Source organism: Anaerococcus obesiensis, from assembly GCF_016599815.1.
GTDB classification, from domain to species: Bacteria; Bacillota; Clostridia; order Tissierellales; family Peptoniphilaceae; genus Anaerococcus; species Anaerococcus vaginalis.
This window is the reverse complement of the sequence record NZ_CP067016.1, coordinates 959,058-981,292: the sequence shown is the minus strand read 5'-3', so window position 1 is coordinate 981,292 and position 22,235 is coordinate 959,058. Positions and strand designations below refer to the sequence as shown.

Sequence of the window (22,235 nt, the reverse complement as noted above, 5' to 3'; positions counted from 1 at the left end):
TTTTTTATTCATTTAACGCTTCTTTTTCTCTATTTTCTACTTCTTCTATATTCATTTGGATTTGTGCATCTTCTAGGTCTTTATTTTCATAGTTAATATCAAAGTCATTGTAGACTTTCATCCCTGTACCTGCTGGTATTAGTTTTCCTATGATTATATTTTCTTTTAGTCCTTTTAGATCATCAACTTTTCCTTTTATTGATGCATCTGTAAGAACTCTTGTTGTTTCTTGGAAAGATGCTGCTGATAACCAAGATTCTGTTGCAAGTGATGCTTTTGTAATTCCTAGAAGTTGTTGAGAATACTCACATGGCTTTTTGCCTTCTTCTTGCATTTGTTCATTTGCAATTCTTACTTCTCTAATTTCTTGCAATGAACCTGGTAAAAATTCTGTATCTCCAGCGTCTTCTATTTTTACTTTTTTAAGCATTTGCTTTGTAATAACTTCTATATGTCTATCGTCAATTTCTACACCTTGAAGTCTGTAAACTTTTTGAACTTCTTTTGTGATGTAATCTTGAACTCCAACTTTTCCCAAAACTTTTAGTACATCGTGTGGATCAAGGGAACCTTCTGTTAGTTGTTGTCCTTTTTCAACCACATCTCCTTCTGATACTAAAAGTCTTGCACCAAATGGAATATTGTATTTTTTAGAATATCCATCTTCAGATAAAATTTCAACGTCAGTTTTCTTTTCATTTTGAATTAGTGAAACTGTACCAGAATTTTCTGCAATGAAGGCAAGTCCTTTTGGTTTTCTTGCTTCAAATAACTCCTCAACCCTTGGAAGACCTTGAGTAATTCCTACTCCTGCAATTCCTCCTGAGTGGAAGGTTCTCATTGTAAGCTGAGTACCTGGCTCTCCGATTGATTGAGCAGCTATAATTCCTACAGCCTCTCCAATATTTACTTTCTTGCCTGTAGCAAGGTTTCTACCATAACATTTTTCACAAACACCATGTTTAGATTTACATTCTAGAACTGAACGAAGTTTAACTTCTTTAATTCCATTTGCTACAATATTGTCAGCCTTATCTTCATCAATAATTTGATTTTTACTAACTATAAGTTCCCCATCATTATCATAAATATCTTCAAATGATGTACGTCCTACAATTCTTGTAAATAAATTTTCGATTAATTCATTTCCATCTTTAAATTCACGAGCAACTACATATCCATCTGTACCACAATCATCTTCTGTTACAATAACATCTTGAGAAATATCTACCATTCTTCTTGTTAAATATCCTGAATCGGCAGTTCTTAAAGCTGTATCTGTAAGTCCTTTACGAGAACCGTGTGTTGAAATAAAGTATTCTTGTACTGAAAGTCCTTCACGGAAGTTTGCCTTTATAGGAATTTCTATGATTTTTCCATCAGCTCTTGACATAAGTCCACGCATTCCACCTAATTGTCTGATTTGGTTTGTAGAACCACGGGCTCCAGAATCTGCAAATATTTTAATATTATTGTCAGATTTTAATTCGTCAAGTAGAGCTGCTGTTACTTCATCAGTTGCCTCTCTCCAAATATCTATAACTTTTTCGTATCTTTCATTATCAGTTATAAATCCACGTCTATAAAGTTTTTCATACTTATCAACTTCGCTATCAGCCTTTGAAACTATATCCCATTTTTGATGTGGAATTGTAACGTCTGACATAGAAACTGTTAGTCCTGAAAGAGTTGAGAACTTATAACCTGTTGATTTTATATAATCTAGAACTGATGCTGTTTTTATATTTCCATGTTTTCTAAAGCAACGATCAACAATTTCTTTTAATACACCAGATGATGTAACTTGATCAACTTCTAGAGAATATGGATCTTCTTTTCTATTTACATATCCTAAATCTTGTGGAATTCCTTCGTTGTAGATAAATCTACCAACTGAAGAATTTACAATTTTTCCAGGATCTTTTTCATCTTTTTTAATTCTTACTCCAACTTTTGTTTGAAGGGTAACATCATGATTTAAAAGAGCTTTTTTCATTTCTGAAATATTTTCGAAAATCATTCCTTCGCCCTTTGCACCTTCTTTAATAGTTGTTAAGTAATATGCACCAAGAACCATATCTTGGGATGGAGTTGTTATTGCCTTACCATCTTTTAGACCAAGAATATTGTTTGTTGACATCATCAAAAGTCTTGCTTCAATTTGTGCTTCATTTGATAAAGGCAAATGTATTGCCATTTGGTCTCCGTCAAAGTCCGCGTTAAAAGCAGGACAAGCAAGTGGATGAAGTTTCATCGCCTTTCCTTCAACCAAAACCGGTTCAAAAGCTTGGATACCAAGTCTGTGAAGTGTAGGAGCACGGTTTAATAAAACTGGATGGTCTTTTATTACATCTTCAAGTATTTCATATACTCTTGGATCTTTTTTCTCAACCATTTTCTTTGCAGATTTTAAATTATGAGCAAGGTCTTTTTCTACAACCTTATTCATAATAAAAGGTTTAAATAATTCTAGAGCCATCTCTTGTGGCAAACCACATTGGTTAAATTTAAGATTTGGACCTACAACTATTACAGAACGTCCTGAATAATCTACCCTTTTTCCAAGTAAGTTTTGTCTAAATCTACCACTTTTACCCTTTAATAAATCTGATAGAGATTTCATATTTCTATTTGATGCCCCTGTTACAGCACGACCACGTCTACCATTATCTATAAGAGCATCTACAGCTTCTTGGAGCATTCTTTTTTCATTTCTTACAATGATTTCTGGAGCTCCAATGTCAAGAAGTCTTTTTAATCTGTTGTTTCTATTTATAACTCTTCTATATAAATCATTTAAATCACTTGTTGCAAATCTTCCACCTTCAAGTTGAACCATTGGTCTAAGTTCTGGTGGCATAACTGGAAGAACATCAAGTATCATCCATTCTGGTTTATTGCCACTTGTTAAAAATGCGTCGACAACTTCAAGTCTTCTTGAAATCCTTACTTTCTTTTGTCCTTTTGCATCTTCAAGTTCTTTCATTAAAGATTCATATTCTTTTTTAAGATCCATGTTAGCAAGAAGTTTTTTAACAGCTTCTGCTCCCATTTCAGCTTGAAATTCTGTATCATCTGGATAATTATCTAGAGCCTGTGAATATTCGCTTTCAGATAATTCTTGTTTTTCGTAATATTCAGTTTCTCCTGGATTTATTACTACATAGGATGCGAAATATAATATTTTTTCCAAAACTCTTGGACTCATATCTAATAGTAAACCCATTTTTGAAGGGATTCCTTTGAAATACCATATATGACTTACAGGAGCTGCAAGTTCAATATGTCCCATTCTTTCACGTCTTACTTTAGATTTTGTTACTTCAACACCACATTTTTCGCAAACAACACCCTTATATCTAATTCTCTTGTATTTACCACAAGAGCATTCATAATCCTTGGTTGGTCCAAAAATTTTCTCACAGAATAAACCATCTTTTTCAGGTTTAAGTGTTCTGTAATTTATAGTTTCTGGTTTTTTTACTTCGCCATGGGACCATGATCTGATTTTTTCAGGAGATGCTATTTTCATTCTCATAGCACCAAATTCTTGTAATTCTGACAAAAAATCCCCCTTAATCTTCTAGCTCTTCTATATCTTCATTAGTAGAATCAGTTACTTCTACTTTTTCCTCTTCTTTTGCTGAAAGATTTGCTCCACTGAGTTTTTTTGATTGGCTTCTAATTTTTGATGCATCAATCTTTTCAACTTCTGAGAACTTATCTTGTTCATCTATATTTTCTTTAATTTCAATTACATTTCCATCTTCATCTAAAAGCTCAACATCTAAGGCTAGAGATTGTAATTCTTTTACCAATACCTTGAAAGATTCAGGTGTGCCTGGTTCTGGAACATTTTCTCCCTTAACAATTGCTTCGTAAGTTTTAACTCTTCCAGTAACATCATCTGATTTTACAGTCAACATTTCTTGAAGAGTATGACTTGCTCCGTATGCCTCAAGAGCCCAAACTTCCATTTCTCCAAATCTTTGTCCCCCAAATTGTGCCTTACCACCTAGAGGTTGTTGAGTTACAAGTGAGTAAGGTCCAATACTTCTAGCATGGATTTTTTCTTCAACCATGTGATGAAGTTTTAGCATATACATAACTCCAACTGTAACTGGATTATCAAATTCTTCTCCAGTTCTACCATCACGAAGTCTGATTTTTCCAGTTTTATTTACATAAGGAGCTGTCTTTTGAGCTTCTTCTAAGGCTTCTTCTATTTCTGTATCCAAAGCACCATCAAATACTGGTGTAGCAATCTTCCATCCCATAGTTCTTGCAGCAAGTCCCATGTGAACTTCCAAAACTTGTCCGATATTCATACGTGAAGGAATACCTAATGGATTCAAACAAATTTGAATTGGAGTTCCGTCTGGTAGGAAAGGCATATCTTCTCTTGGCATAATTCTTGAAACAACACCCTTGTTACCGTGTCTACCACACATTTTATCTCCAACCATAATTTTTCTTTTGGTTGCAACAAAAACTCTAATAACTTTGTTTACACCTGGAGATAATTCATCTCCATCTTTTTTGTTATATTCTTTTACATCAACAACAATACCACTTTCTCCATGTGGAACTGTAAGTGATGTGTCACGAACTTCACGAGCTTTTTCTCCAAAGATTGCTCTTAGTAATCTTTCTTCTGGAGATAGTTCAGTTTCTCCTTTTGGTGAAACTTTTCCTACCAAAATATCGCCGCTTTTAACTTCAGCACCAATTCTAATAACACCATTTTCATCAAGATTTTTCTTCATGTCATCGCCAACATTTGGAATATCTTTTGTTATTTCTTCAGCACCAAGTTTTGTCTCACGAGCTTCGCATTCATGCTCTTCTATGTGAACTGATGTAAGAACATCATCCATTACTAATTGTTCATTTAAAAGCATAGCATCTTCGTAGTTATATCCTTCCCATGTTGTAAAGGCAATAAGGATATTTTTACCAAGGGCAAGCTCTCCTTGTTCTGTTGAAGGACCATCTGCAATTATTTCGTTTGCATCAACATGTTCTCCAAGTTTTACAATTGGTCTTTGGTTAATTGTTGTCCCTTGGTTTGCACGTCTAAATTTAAGAAGTCTATAATAATCAATTTCTCCATCTGAATCTCTTTTGATTCTGATTTTTTCATCTCCAACATATACAACTTCTCCAGCGTTTTTGCTTACTACACAAACACCAGAATCTTTTGCAGCCCTATGTTCAATTCCTGTAGCAACTATTGGAGCTTGGGATTTTAAAAGAGGAACTGCTTGTCTTTGCATGTTGGCACCCATCAAGGCACGAGTTGAATCGTCATTTTCCAAGAAAGGAATTAAACTTGCTCCAACTGATACGATTTGTTGAGGAGAAACGTCCATATATTCAACTTTTTCTCTTGGATAAATATCATTTTCTCCATTTATACCACGTCCTGATACACGATCATTTATAAATCTATTATTTTCATCAAGTGGCTCGTTAGCTTGGGCAATTATGAAATTATCTTCAACATCTGCAGTTAAATAATCTATTTCATCTGTTACGTGTCCATCTTTGCCAACTTTTCTGTAAGGTGTTTCAATAAATCCATATTTATTAATTCTTGCATAAGTTGTAAGAGATGTAATTAGACCGATGTTTGGACCTTCTGGAGTTTCTATTGGACAAATTCTTCCGTAGTGGGAATCGTGAACGTCCCTTACTTCTACTCCTGCCCTATCTCTTGAAAGTCCACCTGGTCCTAAAGCTGATAATCTCCTTTTGTGAGTTAGCTCACTCATTGGATTTGTTTGATCCATAAATTGTGAAAGCTGACTTGAGCCGAAAAATTCTTTTATTACAGCTGTTACTGGTTTTATATTTATAAGTCCTTGAGGAGTTGCAAGGTCAGGATCTTGAGTTGTCATTCTTTCTCTTACAACTCTTTCCATTCTTGCAAGACCAATTCTAAATTGGTTTTGTAATAATTCTCCAACGCCTCTAACTCTTCTATTTCCTAAGTGGTCAATATCATCAACATCGCCTATTCCTTCAAAAAGGTTAAATTGATAATTTACTGCAGCAAGAATATCAGATTTTACTATATTTTTTGGACAAAGTTCTTTTTTTCTTCTTTCAATTTCATTTATAATTGATTCTTTATCTTCATTTTCGTCAAGTATTTCTCTCATTACTGGATAATATACTTTTTCTGATAATTCAAGATCTTCAAGATCAAATCCCTCTAATTCTTCAAAAGAATCAAGATAAACAAAGTGGTTTCCACAAATTCTTAATTCTTTGTCCTCACCGTTTTCTTGTTTTACAATTATGTCTACAACATTAATTCCGCTATTTTCTATATTAAGAGCAGTTTGTCTATCTATCATTTCTCCAGCTTTTACAAAAAGCTCGCCTGTTTCATCACTTACTACATCTTTTGCAGAAATTTGATCTATAAGCCTATCATGTAAAGCTAGTTTCTTGTTGTATTTGTATCTTCCTACTTTAGCAAGGTCATATCTTCTATCATCGAATAAAAGATTATTTATTAAATTTTGTGCAGATTCTAGACTGGCAGGGTCTCCTGGTTTTAATTTTTTGTAAATTTCTATTAAAGCTTCTTCGCTTGTTTCTGAATTTTCTTTTTCAAGAGTGTTTCTTAAATGTTCAGTATCTCCTAAAGCTTCAATTATTTCTTCATCATTTTCAAAAAGTAAAGCTCTTACAAGAGTTGTAGCTGGAAGTTTTCTTGTACGATCAAGTCTTACATTTACTGTATGAGATGCGTCAGTATCAAATTCAATCCATGCTCCTCTGTTAGGTATAACTGTTGAAGAATACATTTTATTTCCTGATTTATCAAGCTCTGATGCATAATAAACTCCAGGACTTCTTACAAGCTGACTTACAATAACTCTTTCAGCACCATTTATTACAAAAGTTGCTGAGTCTGTCATCATTGGGAAATCTCCCATAAATACTTCTTGCTCTTTTACTTCTTCAGTTTCCTTATTAATAAGCCTAGCCTTAACTTTAAGGTCTCTAGAATATGTTGTATCTTTGTATTTTGCTTCTTCTATTGTATATTTTGTTTCATCATCAAAATCATATCCAACAAATTCAAGTATTAAATTGCCATTATAATCTTCGATTGGGGAAATATCTTCCAAGATTTCTCCCAAGCCTTCTTCGACAAACCACCTATAAGAATCCTTTTGAACTTTTAATAGGTTTGGCAAATCAAGAACTTGAGGAAATTTAGAAAAGCTAACACGTTCAGTTTTACCAAATAACTCTTTATGATATTGCACTATAAATTACTCCTTTATCTTGCTTTTAGCCTAAAACTTTGCTTATGACCTTTTATGTAATTTCTAGGCTTAAAATAGAAAACTAAGCCTTTTTTACATAAATAAAAAATCTCGCTAAATTAGAATTCTAGCAATTGTTTATTATATCACTACACGCTAGTAAATGTCAAATAATTTAGGAGATTTTTCAAATTATTTTTTAATCTCTATTTGATTTTCACTTACTATATATTTTTTTGTAAATTTGTCAAATAAATCAGTCTATATAATTTGTTTTTATCTTATGATTTTTTCCTTGTAATTTTTCTTCTGGATAACCAAGTATAAGACCATGAACTGGGTAGAAATTTTCTTCTAAATTTAATTTTTTGATAAATTTTGCGTTATTATCAAATCTTTCAAACATTCCTCTTATATAACAAGAGCCTATTTCAAGATCTGTTGCTTTTAGTGCCATATTTTCTATAATGCAAGCTGTATCTTCAAGTCTTGTTATGTGACCTTCTTTTGCTGAAATTATTATTAAATATGGAGCTGAATAAATCGGATTTGCTTTTGGATCATTTACAATTTCTCTAGCTTCTTCTAAAATTTCTTGAATTAAATCCTTATTGCTTATTACAGTTATTGCCATATTTTCGTATAAGCTGTTTCCAACTGGGGCTTTTACTCCTGCTTCTACAATTTTTTCTAGATTATTTTTTTCAATTTTTTTATCTATATATTTTCTTGTTGAAACTCTTGTATCTATTACCTTGTCAAAATCCATAAATATCTCCCTTCTTTTCTTTTATTATACTATAAAATTTTTTATCAAAAATCGTTTTTTATAGATAAGTAGATTTTGTATATTTGTGGTATAATTAATTTAAATAGGAGGATTTAATGAAAAAAATTAGTAAGTTTTTTTTAGGACTAGCATCAATTTATTATTTGTTTATTAGCTTGGCACTTTTTTTGGCAAGTTTGTTTTCTTTATTGGTAAATAGGAATTATGTTTTTGCCATTTTTGATTTGTTGGGCTTTTCAAATATTTCACTTGAAATAATTAAACCTATTTTGTTTGTGATGCTTTTTTTATTATTTATATTAATCTCAACCGTAGATAGAAAGATTTTTAAATCTATAAAGTTTGGGGAATATTTTTTATTTAATATTTTTACAGGATTTTTCTTTATTTTTATTTCTATTGTCGGCCAAGTATTTTTTAGGGATAAAATTTTTATTGTATCTTATCTTTTTAATATTTTCCTTATTATTGGCTCTATGATTGGACTTAAGGAAAAAAGCAAAGTTTATTATAATGATGAAGAAAATTCTAATGAAATAAATGTTGATGATAATAAAACTTTTGAAAAAACAAATGAAGATGAAAAAGAAATTGAAATTTCTGATGAAAATTTCAAAGAAAATAAGATAGAAGAAAATCCTCAAGTTTTTGTTAAAAAAGATGAGGGAAATACAAATCAAAAAGATATTGTAAGTAATAGAAAAGAAGATACAGAAAATAAGTAAGTTGTTTTGAATTTAATATAGGTATAGAAAAGAGAAAAAGTAAGGTTAGCCTTGCTTTTTTTTGAAATTATTATGAAAGGGTTTGTTATGAACGAAAAATATTTAAATCTTCTTAGAGAAAATTATCCAAGTAGAACTCATTTGGTTGATGAATTGATTGGTTTAAACGCAAAATTATATCTTCCAAAGGGAACTGAGTACTTTTTTTCTGATCTTCATGGAGAGGCTAAGGCTTTTATTCATCTTTTAAGGTCGGCTGCTGGAAATATTAGAGATAAGACTAAGCAATATTTTGGCGATACTTTAATAAAAAAAGACCAAGACGATTTGGCAAGTTTGATTTATAATCCGGAAAGAGAACTTGTAAGATTAAAGGAAGAAAATATTGTTGATGATGATTGGTACACAATTAATATTCACAGACTTGTAAATTTGTTTAGGTTTGTTTCTACAAAATATCCAAAAGATACAGTAAAAGAAAAATTTCCTACAAATTACAAGGAAATTATCGATGAACTTTTGTACACAAATGATTCTGAATTTAATAAAAAATTATATTATGAAAAGATAATTGAGAATATTATAAAATATAAGGCTGCTGATGATTTTATTATTGTTTTATCAAGCCTAATCCAAAGAATTTCTGTTGATAGCCTCCACATAGTTGGAGATATTTACGACAGGGGTCCTGAACCTCATATTATTATGGATGAATTAATTTCTTTTCCAAATGTTGATATTCAATGGGGAAACCACGACCTTGCTTGGATGGGGGCTGTTAGTGGAAATAAAGCTTTGATTGCAGCTTGCCTTTGCAATGCATTTTCCTACAATAATTTTGATTTTATTGAAGAAGGTTATGGAATAAATTTAAGACCACTTTATGAATTTTCGATGAAAACTTATAGGTATGATCCATGTGAGAGATTTATGCCGAAAATTTTTGAAGAAAATATTTATGACAAGGTAAATAAAGATGTGGCTGCAAAAATGTATAAGGCTATGAGTGTAATTAGGTTTAAACTTGATAGCTTGCTTCTTGAAAGAAATCCAGATTTTAATATGAATGATAGAAATTCATTAAAACATATTAATTTTGATGAAATGACCTATAAGGGAGCAAAACTCCTTGATACAAATTTCCCAACTATTGATCCAAAAAATCCAAGCAAATTAACCTATGAGGAAGAATTTATAATTGATATTCTCCAAAAAGAATTTTCAAAAAACCTTCTTTTAAATAAGCACATTAAATTTATGTACACAAATGGTTCAATGTACAAAAAATCCAACGGCTCACTTTTATTTCACGGCTGCATTCCAATGGATTCTGATGGAAATTTCCAAGAAGCAATTATAAATGGCAAATCCTATAAAGGAAAAGCCATGCTTGATATTTTTGATAAGCTTGCAAGAGATGCTTATTTTTCAAATGATTCAAAGAAAAAAGTATTTGCTCAAGATATTTGCTGGTACTTGGTTTGTGGCAAAAAATCTCCAATTTTTGGCAAAAGTCAATATTCATATTTTGAAAATTTATTGGTAGATGATAAAAATTTAAAATACGAAGAAATGAATGCCTATTATGATTTAAATAAAAAAGAAGAAATTTGCGATAAAATTTTAGACGAATTTGATTTAAAATGCGAAAGAAGAAGAATCATAAACGGTCATGTTCCAGTAAGAGTCAAAGAAGGCAAAAAACCAGTAAGAGCAAATGGAAAATTATATGTAATTGACGGCGGAATTTCTAAACCTTACCAAAAAAAGACAGGTATCGCTGGCTACACTTTGATGTATAATTCCCACCACGTAGCCCTTGCAGAACACGTTTCATATTCACACATTAGAGATAACATGGGAGCCTACACTCCAAAAATTTACGAAACAGAAAAACTTATTCCAAGAATGCTTATAAAAGATACAGACGATGGAGAAAAAATAAGAGCAAGGATAGAAGTTTTGAAAGAATTATTGGAAGTTATAGATAAGGGCAAAAATATTTCAAATAAATAATAAACAATAAAAAAATCTTCAAGTTTTACTTGAAGATTTTTTTGTTTTTATTTTTTACTTTTCTTTGATAGTAAGAAGTATCCAGCTCCTGCAAGTATTAAAACTACAAGAACAATTCCTACAGATTTTACTCCTGTTCTTACAAAGGAACGGCTTTTCTTCGTGGCAGGTTGTTTTTTAACTGCAACTTTCCTTGATACTTTACTTAATTTCCCTTTTTGTTGATTTTCTTCTATAGCTTTTTCTATTTCAGCTTTTAATTTTTTTATGCTATCCAAATTAGAATCAGCCTTATCTGGTAATCCTTTAATTAAATCATCATATTTTTTTTGATTTGATGAAGATAATTTGCCCTTATTTTTTTCAAAATAATCAATAAGTTTTTAGTGTTCAGCCATAAACTTATCTCCATTAAGATTGTTGTAGGCTGTATTATAAGAAGTTACCAAATCATCAATATTATTAACTTCTTCTTTATTTTGAAGTTTGCTGTAAGCTTTCTTTATAGCATCAAGACTTTGATTGAAATTATTTTTCAAACTTTCATCTGATTTTTTATAAAAATACTCACTTTTTGTTTTTCCTTCTCCATCTATAATTTCTTCTTTCAAAGTTTTAGCATTATATGCCTTAACCTTATTATTTAAGCTTTCAATGGCTTTTTCTACTTTTTCTAGATTTGAATTAGCATCATCCAAAACTAATTTTTCTGCTTTTAAATCAATGCCAAAGTTTTTATATTTTTCTAAACCGTCTTTTAAGATGTCCTTGAATTTTTTTAAATCCTTGTTGTAATTTTCTATATTTAATTTAGTAGTTTTTAGATTTTTTATTTTTTGTTCGTAATCTTTATAACTATCATAAGCTTCTTCGTAAGAATTAAGTTCATTTTTTAAATCATCAGACAAAGATTCAGCTTTTAAATTGAAAACTTCTTTTTTCAAATCTTCGTATTGTTTTTTTATATAAGGTAATTTAATACTATCAATAGATTTTAAAATTTCTTCTTTTTTCTCTTCTACATTTTCAACTTTTAAATCTTCAATTAATTTTTTATATGCGTCTTGACCTTCTTTTGTATATTGCTTAAATTCTTCTGAATTTACAAAGTCTTTAGCTTTTTGTATAAATTCCTCTGGAGTTTCACTCATCATCTCTTCAGCATAAGCAACATTTGCCTTATTTGAAATCACGTTATTAATTGGCGAAAATGCCAAAGACATACTTAAAGCCAAAAATAATATTTTTTTACTTTTTTTCATTGTTCCCCTCTCCTGTTTAACTTCTATTTATGATTATATCAAATTTTCAAAAAAAATTGTAGTAGAATATAAAATTTAACATAAAAATAAAAAAATATTGTGTTATTATATAAAGAAGAAGAATAAAAAGAAAGGAATATTATGCAAGACTTACATTTACACTCACATTTTTCTTTTGATTCAAATACAAATCCAGAAGAAAATGTAAAATCAGCTATAAAAAATAAAATAAAAATAATGGCATTTACAGACCACTTGGATAATTTTTGCCAAAATGACAGGGACATTTCCTTTGATCTTGATGAGTATTTTTCTACCATATATAAGCTTAGGGAAAAATATAAAAATCAAATAAAAATTTTGGCAGGAATTGAAATAGGATTGGCTTATGAAAATGCAGATAAAATTGATAAATTTATTGACGAAAATCCATTTGATTTTGTAATAGGCTCAATCCATGCCGTAGAATTTAAAGATGTTTGGCTAAATAGAAAAAATATAGAAAATAATCCAAAACATTATTACAGAAAATATTATAGGTATATGCTAGATTCTGTAAAATCCTGCAAAAACTTCTCAGTTTTAGGTCATATTGACTACATTGATAGGTATGTCCAAGACAAATCAGTAATACCAGACTTTTCATTTTATGAAGATTTGATTGAAGAAATTTTAAAAGAATTAATAAAAACAAATAGAGCTTTCGAATATAATACAGCAGGATTTAGAAATAATTTGTCCTACGCAAATCCAAAAGATGAAATCTTAGAAAAATACAAAAATCTAGGAGGAGAAACTATAACTTTAGGATCAGATTCCCATTTCCCAGACACAATTTCCTATAAAATAAATGATGGAATAAAACATTTAAAAGATTTGGGCTTTGACCACATTTCCTATTTTGAAAATAAAAAAGAAAAAATTATAGAAATTTAAAAGGCTCACGAAGAGCCTTTATTCATACATTTTTTTATAAAAAGACACATCTCCTCTGTGGGTTACTATCTTGTAGCCTGCTTTTTTTATTCTTAATTCTAAACAATTTCTACACTCTGCCGCCTCATCGCCCGTACAAATTTTATTATCATATAAGGAATAAAGTTCTCTGTATGATGTTGGAGATAAATTTGGCATTAGGACATTTGCTCCTGCCTTCAAGCCTTCTTCTCTTCCAAATGGATTTATTGTTCCAAGCGCTGTTGTAGCTGGTATCAAACAATAAGGAAACATTAATCTTAAAATAGAAATAAGTCTTAAAGTTTTTTTGTAAGAACCATTTTTCATATTTTTAAATGGAGTATCGTGTTGGGATAAATAAGGGCCTATTCCTATCATATCCGGTTTTAATTTTTGCAAAAATCTCAAATCCGAAATCAAATCTTCATCCGTTTGATAAGGAGAATCCACCATAAAACCTCCCCCAACTTGAAATCCAATTTCTTTTAAATCAAAAAGAGCCTTTCTCCTATTTTCAAAAGACATTTCTTTTGGGTGGATTTTATAATAATGATCTTTGTTTGAACTTTCTTCTCTTAATAAAAACCTATCAGCACCAGCATCAAAAAATTTCTTGTAAGATTTTTTTGACCTTTCCCCGATTGACAAAGTTATAGCACAATCAGGATGAATTTTTTTAATTTCTTCAACAATTTTACAAATATCTTCATCTTTATAAGATAAATCTTCTCCGCCTTGGAGAACAAAAGTTCTATAACCCAATTTGTAACCAATTTTTGCACAGGTAATAATTTCATCAAAAGAAAGTCTGTACCTTTCTACACTTGAATTAGATCTTCTAATCCCACAATAATAACAATCATTTTTGCAAAAATTTGTAAATTCAATTAGACCTCTTACATATACGTCTTTGCCATAAATTTCTTGTCTTACCTTGTCGGCTTTTTTTGCCAAATATTCGTTGTATGATTCATCTTTTATAAAATTTAAAAGTTCTTGGTCAGTAAAATTCTCTGCTTTTACAAAGCCCATTATAATTCACTCCTTTTCGTATTTTTATATTATAACAAAAAAAAGTTTTTTATAAAACTTGAAAACAAAATTTATTTTTTTCTACATATTTTCTACACATTCTTTGGATATTATATTGCTTGTAAAAACGAGTTGTAATTATTTTGTAACTATTGTTACGAAAAAGAAATGAAAAACATAAAAAAACTATTAATTAGTTACAATAAATTAAAAAAACACAAAAAAGGAGTAATCATTATGACAAATTTTAAAAAATACGCTCTAGCAGCGGCAATCGTACTACCAACATTATTTACAGTATCAAATAAGGCTGAAGCTTCATCTGCAGTTAAAGATGCAAGCAAAGCTAATGCTGTTAATGTAAGAAGTGACGCTAGTGAATCAAATAATATAATTGGACTTATAACTGATGATAAATCTTATGAAGTTCTAGGATCAACAGATGGTTGGTTAAAAATCAAATTTAACGGTAAAGAAGCTTACGTTGGTGGTCAATGGTTTAATATTACAGAAACAGCTAAAATTTTAAGCCCAGCAAACTTTAGAAAATCTGACAACTTAAATTCAGAAGTTTATCAAGTTCTTAAAAAAGATGAAAGTGTTGAAGTAAAATCAGCAGCAAACAATGGATTTGTAAAAGTAGTTTTTGAAGGTAAAGAAGGATATATTCACAATAGTTTACTAGGACTTTCTAATGATTTTATAAATAAAAATTATGCACCAGTTCAAAGTCAAGAAAGTAGCTATCAAGCTCAAGCTTCATACCAAGCACCAGCTCAATCTTATCAAGCACCTGCTCAAACACAAGCACCAGCACAAAATTATACAGCTAATAATTCATCAGCAAAACAAATTATAGCTCAAAGAGAATCTGGTGGATCTTACAATGCTAGAAACGGACAATATATAGGAAAATATCAATTGTCAGCATCCTACTTAAACGGAGATTATTCTCCAGCTAACCAAGAAAGAGTTGCAGACCAATACGTAGCTCAAAGATACGGTTCATGGGATAACGCCCTAGCATTTTGGAACAACAACGGTTGGTACTAAAATTAAATAATAAAAATTAGAACTTCAAGCTAATTGCTTGAAGTTTTTTTGTGAACATTTTTACTGCCATTTCCCCATCACTTTTGATATATCAATTTAAAAAATTTAATTTATTTATCAAAAATGATAGAATAAAAGAAGATTATAAATTTACAAGGAGCAATTATGAAAATAATTTTGGCTGTAGATAGAGATTTTGGGATAGGAAAAGATAATAAACTTCTTTTTCATTTAAAAAAAGACTTGGCTCATTTCAAAGACCTTACCCTAAATAATATAGTTATAATGGGAAGAAAAACTTATAAGTCTATGAATGGGGCTCTTCCCAAAAGAGAAAATATAGTTTTGACAAGAAATAAAGATTTAAAACTTGATGATGCTCTAGTTTTTAATGACATTGAAAATCTTTTGGAATATGTAAAAGAGAATAAAAATGATAGAGAAGTTTTTGTCATCGGCGGAAAAGAAATTGTAGACTTGCTCTTAGATTTTTGTGATGAGGCAATTATTACAAAAATTGATGCAAAAAAAGACGCTGATACCTTCCTTCACAATTTTGATAAAGACGAAAATTTTGAAATTGTAAATAAATCAGAAGATTATTACGAAAATGACCTTAAATTTAATTATATAACTTATAGGAGAAAAAAATGATAGAAATATTTGTTAGCAAACTTTGTCCAGATTGCACTGAAATAATTGAAGATTACAATAATGATTCAAAAAATTTCCAAGGATGTGAAATCATAGATATAACCGATTCGATGATAAATCTCAAAAGATTTTTGGCATATAGGGATAATTTTAATACTTTTGAAGAAAAAATCAAAACAAATCAAGTAGGAATCCCTGTAAAAATCACTGATAAAAAAGAAGTTGAATTTCTATAAAATTAATTTTTAACTAATTAACAAATAATAATTTAAAAACAAAAATCCAATCTATATTTTCAAAAGCTTATTGCCTATTGAAATTTATAGATTGGATTTTTTTGTAAAAAATAACCCTAGCTTTAGCTAGGGTTAGGAAAAATTTTACTTATTTTTCTTTTTTAGGATAAATAATCCAATTGTGCTTAGTCCAATTGTTGATAAATAGAATCCTAAATTGCTTTCAATTCCTGTTTTTGGCATTTTTGTACCTCCAACATTTGAACCTTTTTTATCATCTCCACTTACTTTTTGTAATTTGCCATCTTTATCTTTATCCTTTTCATTGCTAGAACTTGGTTTTTCTTTAGAAGGTTCTGTGCTTGATGGTTTAGATGGTTGTGGTGGATTTGTTGGTTCTTGTGGCTTAGGATCTGCTTTTTCAATTTTTTCATACAAGGCAGTTACTATTATATTATTATTAATTACTGTCTTATCATCTGTATCCCATCCTTTTACTTTGTAATCTGTTTTTGCTACAATTTTTGGATGAGCAATTTCTGCTAAAGTTTTTCCAGCTTTTGGATTTACATAATATTTTGTTATTCCTTCAAGATCTCCATGATCTCCTTTTTCAAAAATCACTTCAACATATCCATGAGGTTTATCATTAATATTACCATCTCCATCAACTTCTGGAATTATATCAGGAAGTTTAGCAAATGTTCCAGTAACTACTTTATTCTCTTTGTATTGAACAAATTGTATTGTATCAAAATCCCAACCATTAAATAGGTATCCAATTTCAACATTTAAACTTGGTGGTGGAAGAATAACTTCTTTTTCTGGATTTACATAGAATTTTGTAATTTGTCCATCCATTATTGAGCCACCTTCGCCTTGTGTTACAAAAGAAACTTCAACATATCCTTCTACAGGTTCAGTACTTACATCATTTAGTTCGTTGAAATAAGCTGTAATTGTTGTATCAACTCTATAAACACTTGGCATACTTGCATCATGATCCCACGCTCCAAATTCATATCCAGTATTTGGACTTGCTTCTGGAATATTAAGCGTAACTTCTTTTGTAGGATTTACAAAATATGATAATTGTCCACTTAGACTTCCATGACCATCAGTTTTAAAATCTACTTTTACATAGTCTTTTGGCTTTTCATGATTTCCATCATTTGGAATTACATCATCAATCGCCTTTGAGCTTGCCTTTACAACTATATCTTGATCTTTTATTTCTAAAGTTTTTTCTTGATCCCAACTTACAAATTCATAACCCAAATGTTCTCCAATATTTGGCCATTTCAAATCACTTAATTTGACATTTACATTTTTCTTTACAGCATAATTTTGTGTACCTTCTAAATACAAACCATTATCATTCGTAAATGTTACGCTTACATAGCCATCAGGTATTTCTTCTGGATCAGGAATAATATTTTTCTTGGTTTCTTCTATTTGCCACGCTTTAAGACTATATTTCGCTATTATTTCTGTGTCTTTTTCGAATTTTCCTGTGATTTTTTTACCTTTTTCCCATTTTCTTGGATTGGTGTCCTCTTTTTCTCTCCATTCACTAAATTCGTAGCTGTGGCTATCTTTTTCACTTTTTACTTCTATTCCTGTTGGATCTTTTTCTGGAATTGTTACTTCTACATCTCTTCTTACTCTGTAGTATGATTTTTCTTTGTTTACTGCTTTGTCTGTTGGATCTACTGTTACTAGGATGTAATCTTTGTAGTCTTCTCCTGGAATTGTATCTGGATCTGGTACTTCTTTGATTGTATCTAATACTTTTACTGGTACGTCAACTAAGAATACTTCTCCTGTTTTGTAGATTACTTTTATTGTTTGGTAATTTTTGTAAACTTTCTTTGTTGGATCTGTTGGATCTTCTATTTCTTTTTCTGGATCTAGAATTTCTTTGCTTACGTCTGGTTTTTTATCTTTTATTAGATAATAAGAGTCAATTTCCGCAACTTTTCCACTGTTTCCAATTTTTCCAGCTTTTATTTTTTGTTCATATTCTTCTAAACTTGGATATTTTCCTACATAGGTTGTTATCATTTCTGCACTTGGTTCTTGTGCTAATGGTGTAAGTTCTTTGCTATATCTTGCTGTGACGATTATTTTTTTGGTTATTTCTGTATTTTCGTCTTTATCCCATCCGTATTTTTCGTATCCATTGTTTGCTTTGATTTCTGGATGCTTAATTTCTTTTAATTTTTTACCTGCTGTTGGATTAACGTAGTATTTTGTTATTCCTTCTAAGACTCCGTGTTTTCCTTTTTCAAAGATTACTTCTACGTAGCCTTTTGGTTTGTCGTTTGGTTTTCCATCCTCATCAATTTCTGGGATTATGTCGGCTATTTTTTCAAATGTTCCTGTTATTATTGTTTCTTTTTCTGTATATTGGGTTAGTTTACTTGTATCTTTATCCCATCCTTTGAATTTATAGCCTATTTCTGTTTCTAGCTTTGGCGATGTTACTATGACTTTCTTTTCTGGATTTACATAGTAGGTTTCTACTTCGCCTTCTTTTATTTTTCCACCTTCTCCTTTTATTTGGAATATTACTTTTACGTAATCTTTTATTGGTGTTTCGCTTACATCATCTAGTACTTTGAATTTTGCTGTGATTGTTGTATCTTTTTCATATTTTGTTGGCTTGGTTGCGTCTTTGTCCCATTCTTTAAACTGATAGCCTATCTTTGCTTTTGTTTCTGGAACTTTTAGTTTTACTTCTTTGGTTGGATTTACATAGTAGGTTGTTTCTCCTTCTAGTGTTCCATTTCCGTCTGTTTTGAAGTCTACTTTTACGTAACCTTTTGGTTGTTCTTCGCCATCTTTTTTTGGTATTACATCTTTTAATGGGATTGATGTTGCATTTACAACTATATCTTCTTCTTTTATTTCTAAATCTTCTTCTTTATCCCATTTATCGAATTTATATCCTACTTTTTCTTCTATTTGTGCCCATTTTATATCTTTCAATGTTATTTCAAGGTTTTTCTTTACGAAATATTCTTGAATTCCACTTAGTGTTAATCCCTCATCACTTGTGAATTTTACACTTACATAACCTTTTGGTTTTTTTTGTGGATTATCTGGATCATTTGGTATTATATTTTTCTCTGGTTTTTCTTGTTGCCACGCTTTAAGACTATATTTTGCTTTTATTTCTGTGTCTTTTTCGAATTTTCCTGTGATTTTTTTACCTTTTTCCCATTTTCTTGGTTTTGTATCTTTTCTTTCCATTTGGTAAATTCGTAGCTGTGGCTTTCACCGTTTTTACTTGTTACTTCTATTCCTTCTGGATTATTTGATGGAATTGTTACTTCTACATTTTTTCTTACTCTGTAGTATTTCTTTGTTGGATCTTTTGCTTTGTCTGTTGGATCTACTGTTACTAGAATGTAATCTTTGTAGTCTTCTCCTGGAATTGTATCTGGATCTGGTACTTCTTTGATTGTATCTAATACTCTTACTGGTACGTCAACTAAGAATACTTCTCCTGTTTTGTAGATTACTTTTATTGTTTGGTAATTTTTGTAAACTTTCTTTGTTGGATCTGTTGGATCTTCTATTTCTTTTTCTGGATCTAGAATTTCTTTGCTTACGTCTGGTTTTTTATCTTTTATTAGATAATAAGAGTCAATTTCCGCAACTTTTCCACTGTTTCCAATTTTTCCAGCTTTTATTTTTTGTTCATATTCTTCTAAACTTGGATATTTTCCTACATAAGTTGTAATCATTTCTGCACTTGGTGGATATACAATATCTTTTGGTGTTTTTGAATATCTTGCAGTAAGCACAGTTTCTTTTTCAAAGATATGACGATTTGGCATTTGGAAATTATCCTTATCTGCCAATGTATCCAAATCAGCAGTCCATTTTTCAAATGTCCAGTCATTTTCTCCTTCTGGATCATTTTCTGGAATTTTTACTTGAGCTTTTGGATTTACATAATAAGTTTTTATTTGACTGTCTTTAGCCTTCTTTGTTGGAACTACATCAACTTTTACAAAATCTTTCAAAAATTCGTCGTTTTGAACTATATTTGGTTTAGATTTACTATCCAATGCCCTATAAATATTTTTGTAAATTTCTACAGGAATATCAAAATCTTTGTAAGTATCATTTTTGAAATTAACCCTTACTTTAATTGAATCTTTATTAGGTTTAACATCACTTGGCTTATTATTGTAATCTTCGTTTTCTTTTACCTTATCATAGATTGTATCTTCTTCTAAGACTTGGTAATCTTTATATTTTTCAAGTTTCATTAAGTCACTAATAGATTCTTCTATTTGGGCATTTGTTGGCATAAAGTCATTGATGAAGTTTCCGCCATCATCTTTTGATGATTCAAAAACTTTAATAGGTTTTACTTCTGGATATTTATCTTCTACAAAGTCAATTTCAAATTCATAACTCTTTTTGATTTGAGTATTTTCATCAAGTAAACCTTTTAATTCTTTTCCATCTTCTCTTTTTCCACTCCATGAACCAATGTTGTAATTTTTGGCTGGAGTGATTTTTATACCATTTTTCTCTTCATCTGTTGGTACAGGAATATTTGAGAAATTCAAACCATCTATTACATCATAATAAATTTCTTTTATTTCCTTGCCATTTTCGTCTGTTCCAAATGAACCATTGTCAAGTGCCTTAAAGGTAACTCTGTGATAGCCCTTAGGTATTGGTGTCTTTGGATTTTTTGTTTTTAAAACTCTGACATCTTTATAATAGAAATTTATATCTTTTGTTTTTACTCCATTAATACCAAGTAATTCGTGAGTATCTTCGTTAATATCAAAGAATAATTGAGTTTGTGGAGGACTTACTAATTTGAAACCTCTTATTTTTCTATAGTTTACAGAATCAAAGTGCCTGTTTCCATTCAAAACTTCTTCAGGTTCTATTACATTTTCAAATTTGTCCCCTTGACTTCCAACTGCTTCAAACTTATCTTGTCCATCTTTTGCTAGTAGATAATTTACTGTATATTTTCTATAACGATAAGGTCTGTAGTAGAAGTGGAATTGATTTTTAAATTCCAACTTTATTGGTTGTTGATTATCATCAGATTTTTTGTCATCATTTTCAGCTTGAACAACTTGGTTTTGATAATAAGTATTTTTTCTCTCAGTTTCTTTTTTATAAGCTTCATATTCATTTTTTGTATCTTCATTTACATTTTTATTATCAAACTCATCATCATTAGCCAAGATGTATTCTTCACCTTGCATAACACCATAAGCTGTAGTGTTTGTTTTAACTCTTTGATTTTTTATTACGCCATCAACTAATTTTACTTCATTAAAATCTTTATCAAGCAAGTGATGGTATACTTTTACATCAACTAAACTATTTTTAGCCCAAATTGCTCTAAGATAAAGATCTGATGTAATTTCATTTCCAAAAGAATAAAGTCTTGGTACTTCATATTTATCTTTATAAGAAGTATCTTCACTTCCATCTTCATTATAAGTTACAAGCTCCCAACCCAAGAAATCATAACCATCTCTTTGTGGTGTTGGTGGCGCTTTTATTGTCATTCTATTTGCTACATCAAATACTTGAACATTGCCTTCATTTTCAAATTTTTCAGGAAGCTTATATGGAACTTTTCCAAATTCAGTTGATATTTTAATTCTTTCGCCATCTTTGTGAGTTGCAATATCATTTTGCCCAATAGAATCAATCTCTCCACCATTTGGATCAAATTTTACCTTATAATTTTTGTCAGGTTCGCCCCATTTTGCATAAAGGACAACATCATAATTAGGCATATTAGCATCAGCATCATCTAGCTTAGACTTTAACTCTTTTATTTCATTTTGTATTTTAAATTTCTTTTCTTTGTCGTTTGAATTTTTTTCAAGTTCTTTATATTTTTCAGCAATTTGAGATTCAATCTTTTCAGATTCTTTAATAGTATCCTTAATGAGCCTGCTACCTTGAGCATCCAATGCCCAACCCTTAAATACATAATTATCAGGAAGATTTTTAGGTTTATCAGCTTCAGTAAGCTTATATTCTTCATCAAGATTTAATTTTCTAAGAGGTATATCATAATATACATCAGATATAATCGCATCTTTACCATTTGAAAATGTCTTTCCAGAAAAATCAGCATGTGCATTTACATCTGATGGATCTTTATCAAGATATAGTGTATATTTTTCACGTTCATAAGTAAATGCAAAGCGGTATTTATCAAT

Annotated in this window: 14 protein-coding genes; 6 read left to right on the top strand and 8 right to left on the bottom strand. The window is 30.2% G+C overall.

Annotated elements, in window-relative coordinates; all coding sequences use genetic code 11:
- Positions 1–4: 4 nt before the first annotated feature.
- From rpoC to I6H46_RS04920, 3 genes are all read right to left on the bottom strand, one after another.
- Positions 5–3,565, bottom strand: coding sequence for a DNA-directed RNA polymerase subunit beta' (gene rpoC, locus I6H46_RS04930; protein ID WP_019118160.1), 3,561 nt, complete (start codon positions 3,563–3,565; stop codon positions 5–7).
- Between the two features lie 10 nt (positions 3,566–3,575).
- Positions 3,576–7,286, bottom strand: coding sequence for a DNA-directed RNA polymerase subunit beta (gene rpoB / locus I6H46_RS04925; protein ID WP_019118161.1), 3,711 nt, complete (start codon positions 7,284–7,286; stop codon positions 3,576–3,578).
- 256 nt (positions 7,287–7,542) lie between these two features.
- Positions 7,543–8,055 (bottom strand): nitroreductase family protein, encoded by a 513-nt coding sequence (locus I6H46_RS04920; protein WP_019118162.1) that lies wholly within the window; start codon positions 8,053–8,055, stop codon positions 7,543–7,545.
- 116 nt (positions 8,056–8,171) lie between these two features.
- Here I6H46_RS04920 and I6H46_RS04915 point away from each other — a divergent pair, with 116 nt between their 5' ends.
- Together I6H46_RS04915 and I6H46_RS04910 are read left to right on the top strand one after the other, a co-directional pair.
- Complete coding sequence (locus tag I6H46_RS04915) at positions 8,172–8,801, top strand: hypothetical protein (protein ID WP_019118163.1); 630 nt, start codon at positions 8,172–8,174, stop codon at positions 8,799–8,801.
- 87 nt (positions 8,802–8,888) lie between these two features.
- Positions 8,889–10,817: a fructose-bisphosphatase class III gene (locus I6H46_RS04910; protein WP_019118164.1), complete on the top strand. Its 1,929-nt coding sequence runs from the start codon at positions 8,889–8,891 to the stop codon at positions 10,815–10,817.
- Positions 10,818–10,864: 47 nt separating this feature from the next.
- Here I6H46_RS04910 and I6H46_RS09770 read toward each other — a convergent pair whose 3' ends face one another.
- Both I6H46_RS09770 and I6H46_RS04905 read right to left on the bottom strand, forming a co-directional pair.
- Complete coding sequence (locus I6H46_RS09770; protein WP_234287264.1) at positions 10,865–11,095, bottom strand: hypothetical protein; 231 nt, start codon at positions 11,093–11,095, stop codon at positions 10,865–10,867.
- A gap of 105 nt (positions 11,096–11,200) precedes the next feature.
- Positions 11,201–12,079, bottom strand: a complete 879-nt coding sequence (locus I6H46_RS04905) for a hypothetical protein (protein ID WP_234287263.1) — start codon at positions 12,077–12,079, stop codon at positions 11,201–11,203.
- Between the two features lie 141 nt (positions 12,080–12,220).
- Between I6H46_RS04905 and I6H46_RS04900 the strand changes: the two genes are divergently transcribed.
- Positions 12,221–13,015, top strand: a complete 795-nt coding sequence (locus I6H46_RS04900; RefSeq protein ID WP_200225478.1) for a histidinol-phosphatase HisJ family protein — start codon at positions 12,221–12,223, stop codon at positions 13,013–13,015.
- Between the two features lie 18 nt (positions 13,016–13,033).
- Here the strand turns inward: I6H46_RS04900 and hydE are convergent, their stop codons facing one another.
- Positions 13,034–14,068, bottom strand: a complete 1,035-nt coding sequence (gene hydE, locus I6H46_RS04895; protein ID WP_019118167.1) for a [FeFe] hydrogenase H-cluster radical SAM maturase HydE — start codon at positions 14,066–14,068, stop codon at positions 13,034–13,036.
- A 237-nt stretch (positions 14,069–14,305) separates the two neighbouring features.
- On the opposite strand from hydE, the gene I6H46_RS04890 reads away from it, so the two are divergent.
- The 3 genes from I6H46_RS04890 to I6H46_RS04880 all read left to right on the top strand — a co-directional run bounded on the left by I6H46_RS04890 (position 14,306) and on the right by I6H46_RS04880 (position 16,011).
- On the top strand, positions 14,306–15,121 hold the full coding sequence (locus I6H46_RS04890) for an aggregation-promoting factor C-terminal-like domain-containing protein (RefSeq protein ID WP_019118168.1): 816 nt from the start codon (positions 14,306–14,308) through the stop codon (positions 15,119–15,121).
- A gap of 165 nt (positions 15,122–15,286) precedes the next feature.
- The gene (locus I6H46_RS04885; RefSeq protein WP_019118169.1) at positions 15,287–15,775 is read left to right on the top strand and encodes a dihydrofolate reductase; all 489 of its coding nucleotides are present in this window, start codon (positions 15,287–15,289) and stop codon (positions 15,773–15,775) included.
- Positions 15,772–16,011, top strand: coding sequence for a hypothetical protein (locus I6H46_RS04880; protein ID WP_019118170.1), 240 nt, complete (start codon positions 15,772–15,774; stop codon positions 16,009–16,011). Before I6H46_RS04885 ends, I6H46_RS04880 begins: the two co-directional genes overlap by 4 nt.
- A gap of 144 nt (positions 16,012–16,155) precedes the next feature.
- Here I6H46_RS04880 and I6H46_RS04875 read toward each other — a convergent pair whose 3' ends face one another.
- Both I6H46_RS04875 and I6H46_RS04870 read right to left on the bottom strand, forming a co-directional pair.
- Positions 16,156–19,266, bottom strand: a complete 3,111-nt coding sequence (locus I6H46_RS04875) for an InlB B-repeat-containing protein (RefSeq protein ID WP_200225475.1) — start codon at positions 19,264–19,266, stop codon at positions 16,156–16,158.
- Positions 19,185–21,983, bottom strand: coding sequence for an InlB B-repeat-containing protein (locus I6H46_RS04870; protein WP_200225473.1), 2,799 nt, complete (start codon positions 21,981–21,983; stop codon positions 19,185–19,187). Before I6H46_RS04870 ends, I6H46_RS04875 begins: the two co-directional genes overlap by 82 nt.
- Positions 21,984–22,235: the final 252 nt, after the last annotated feature.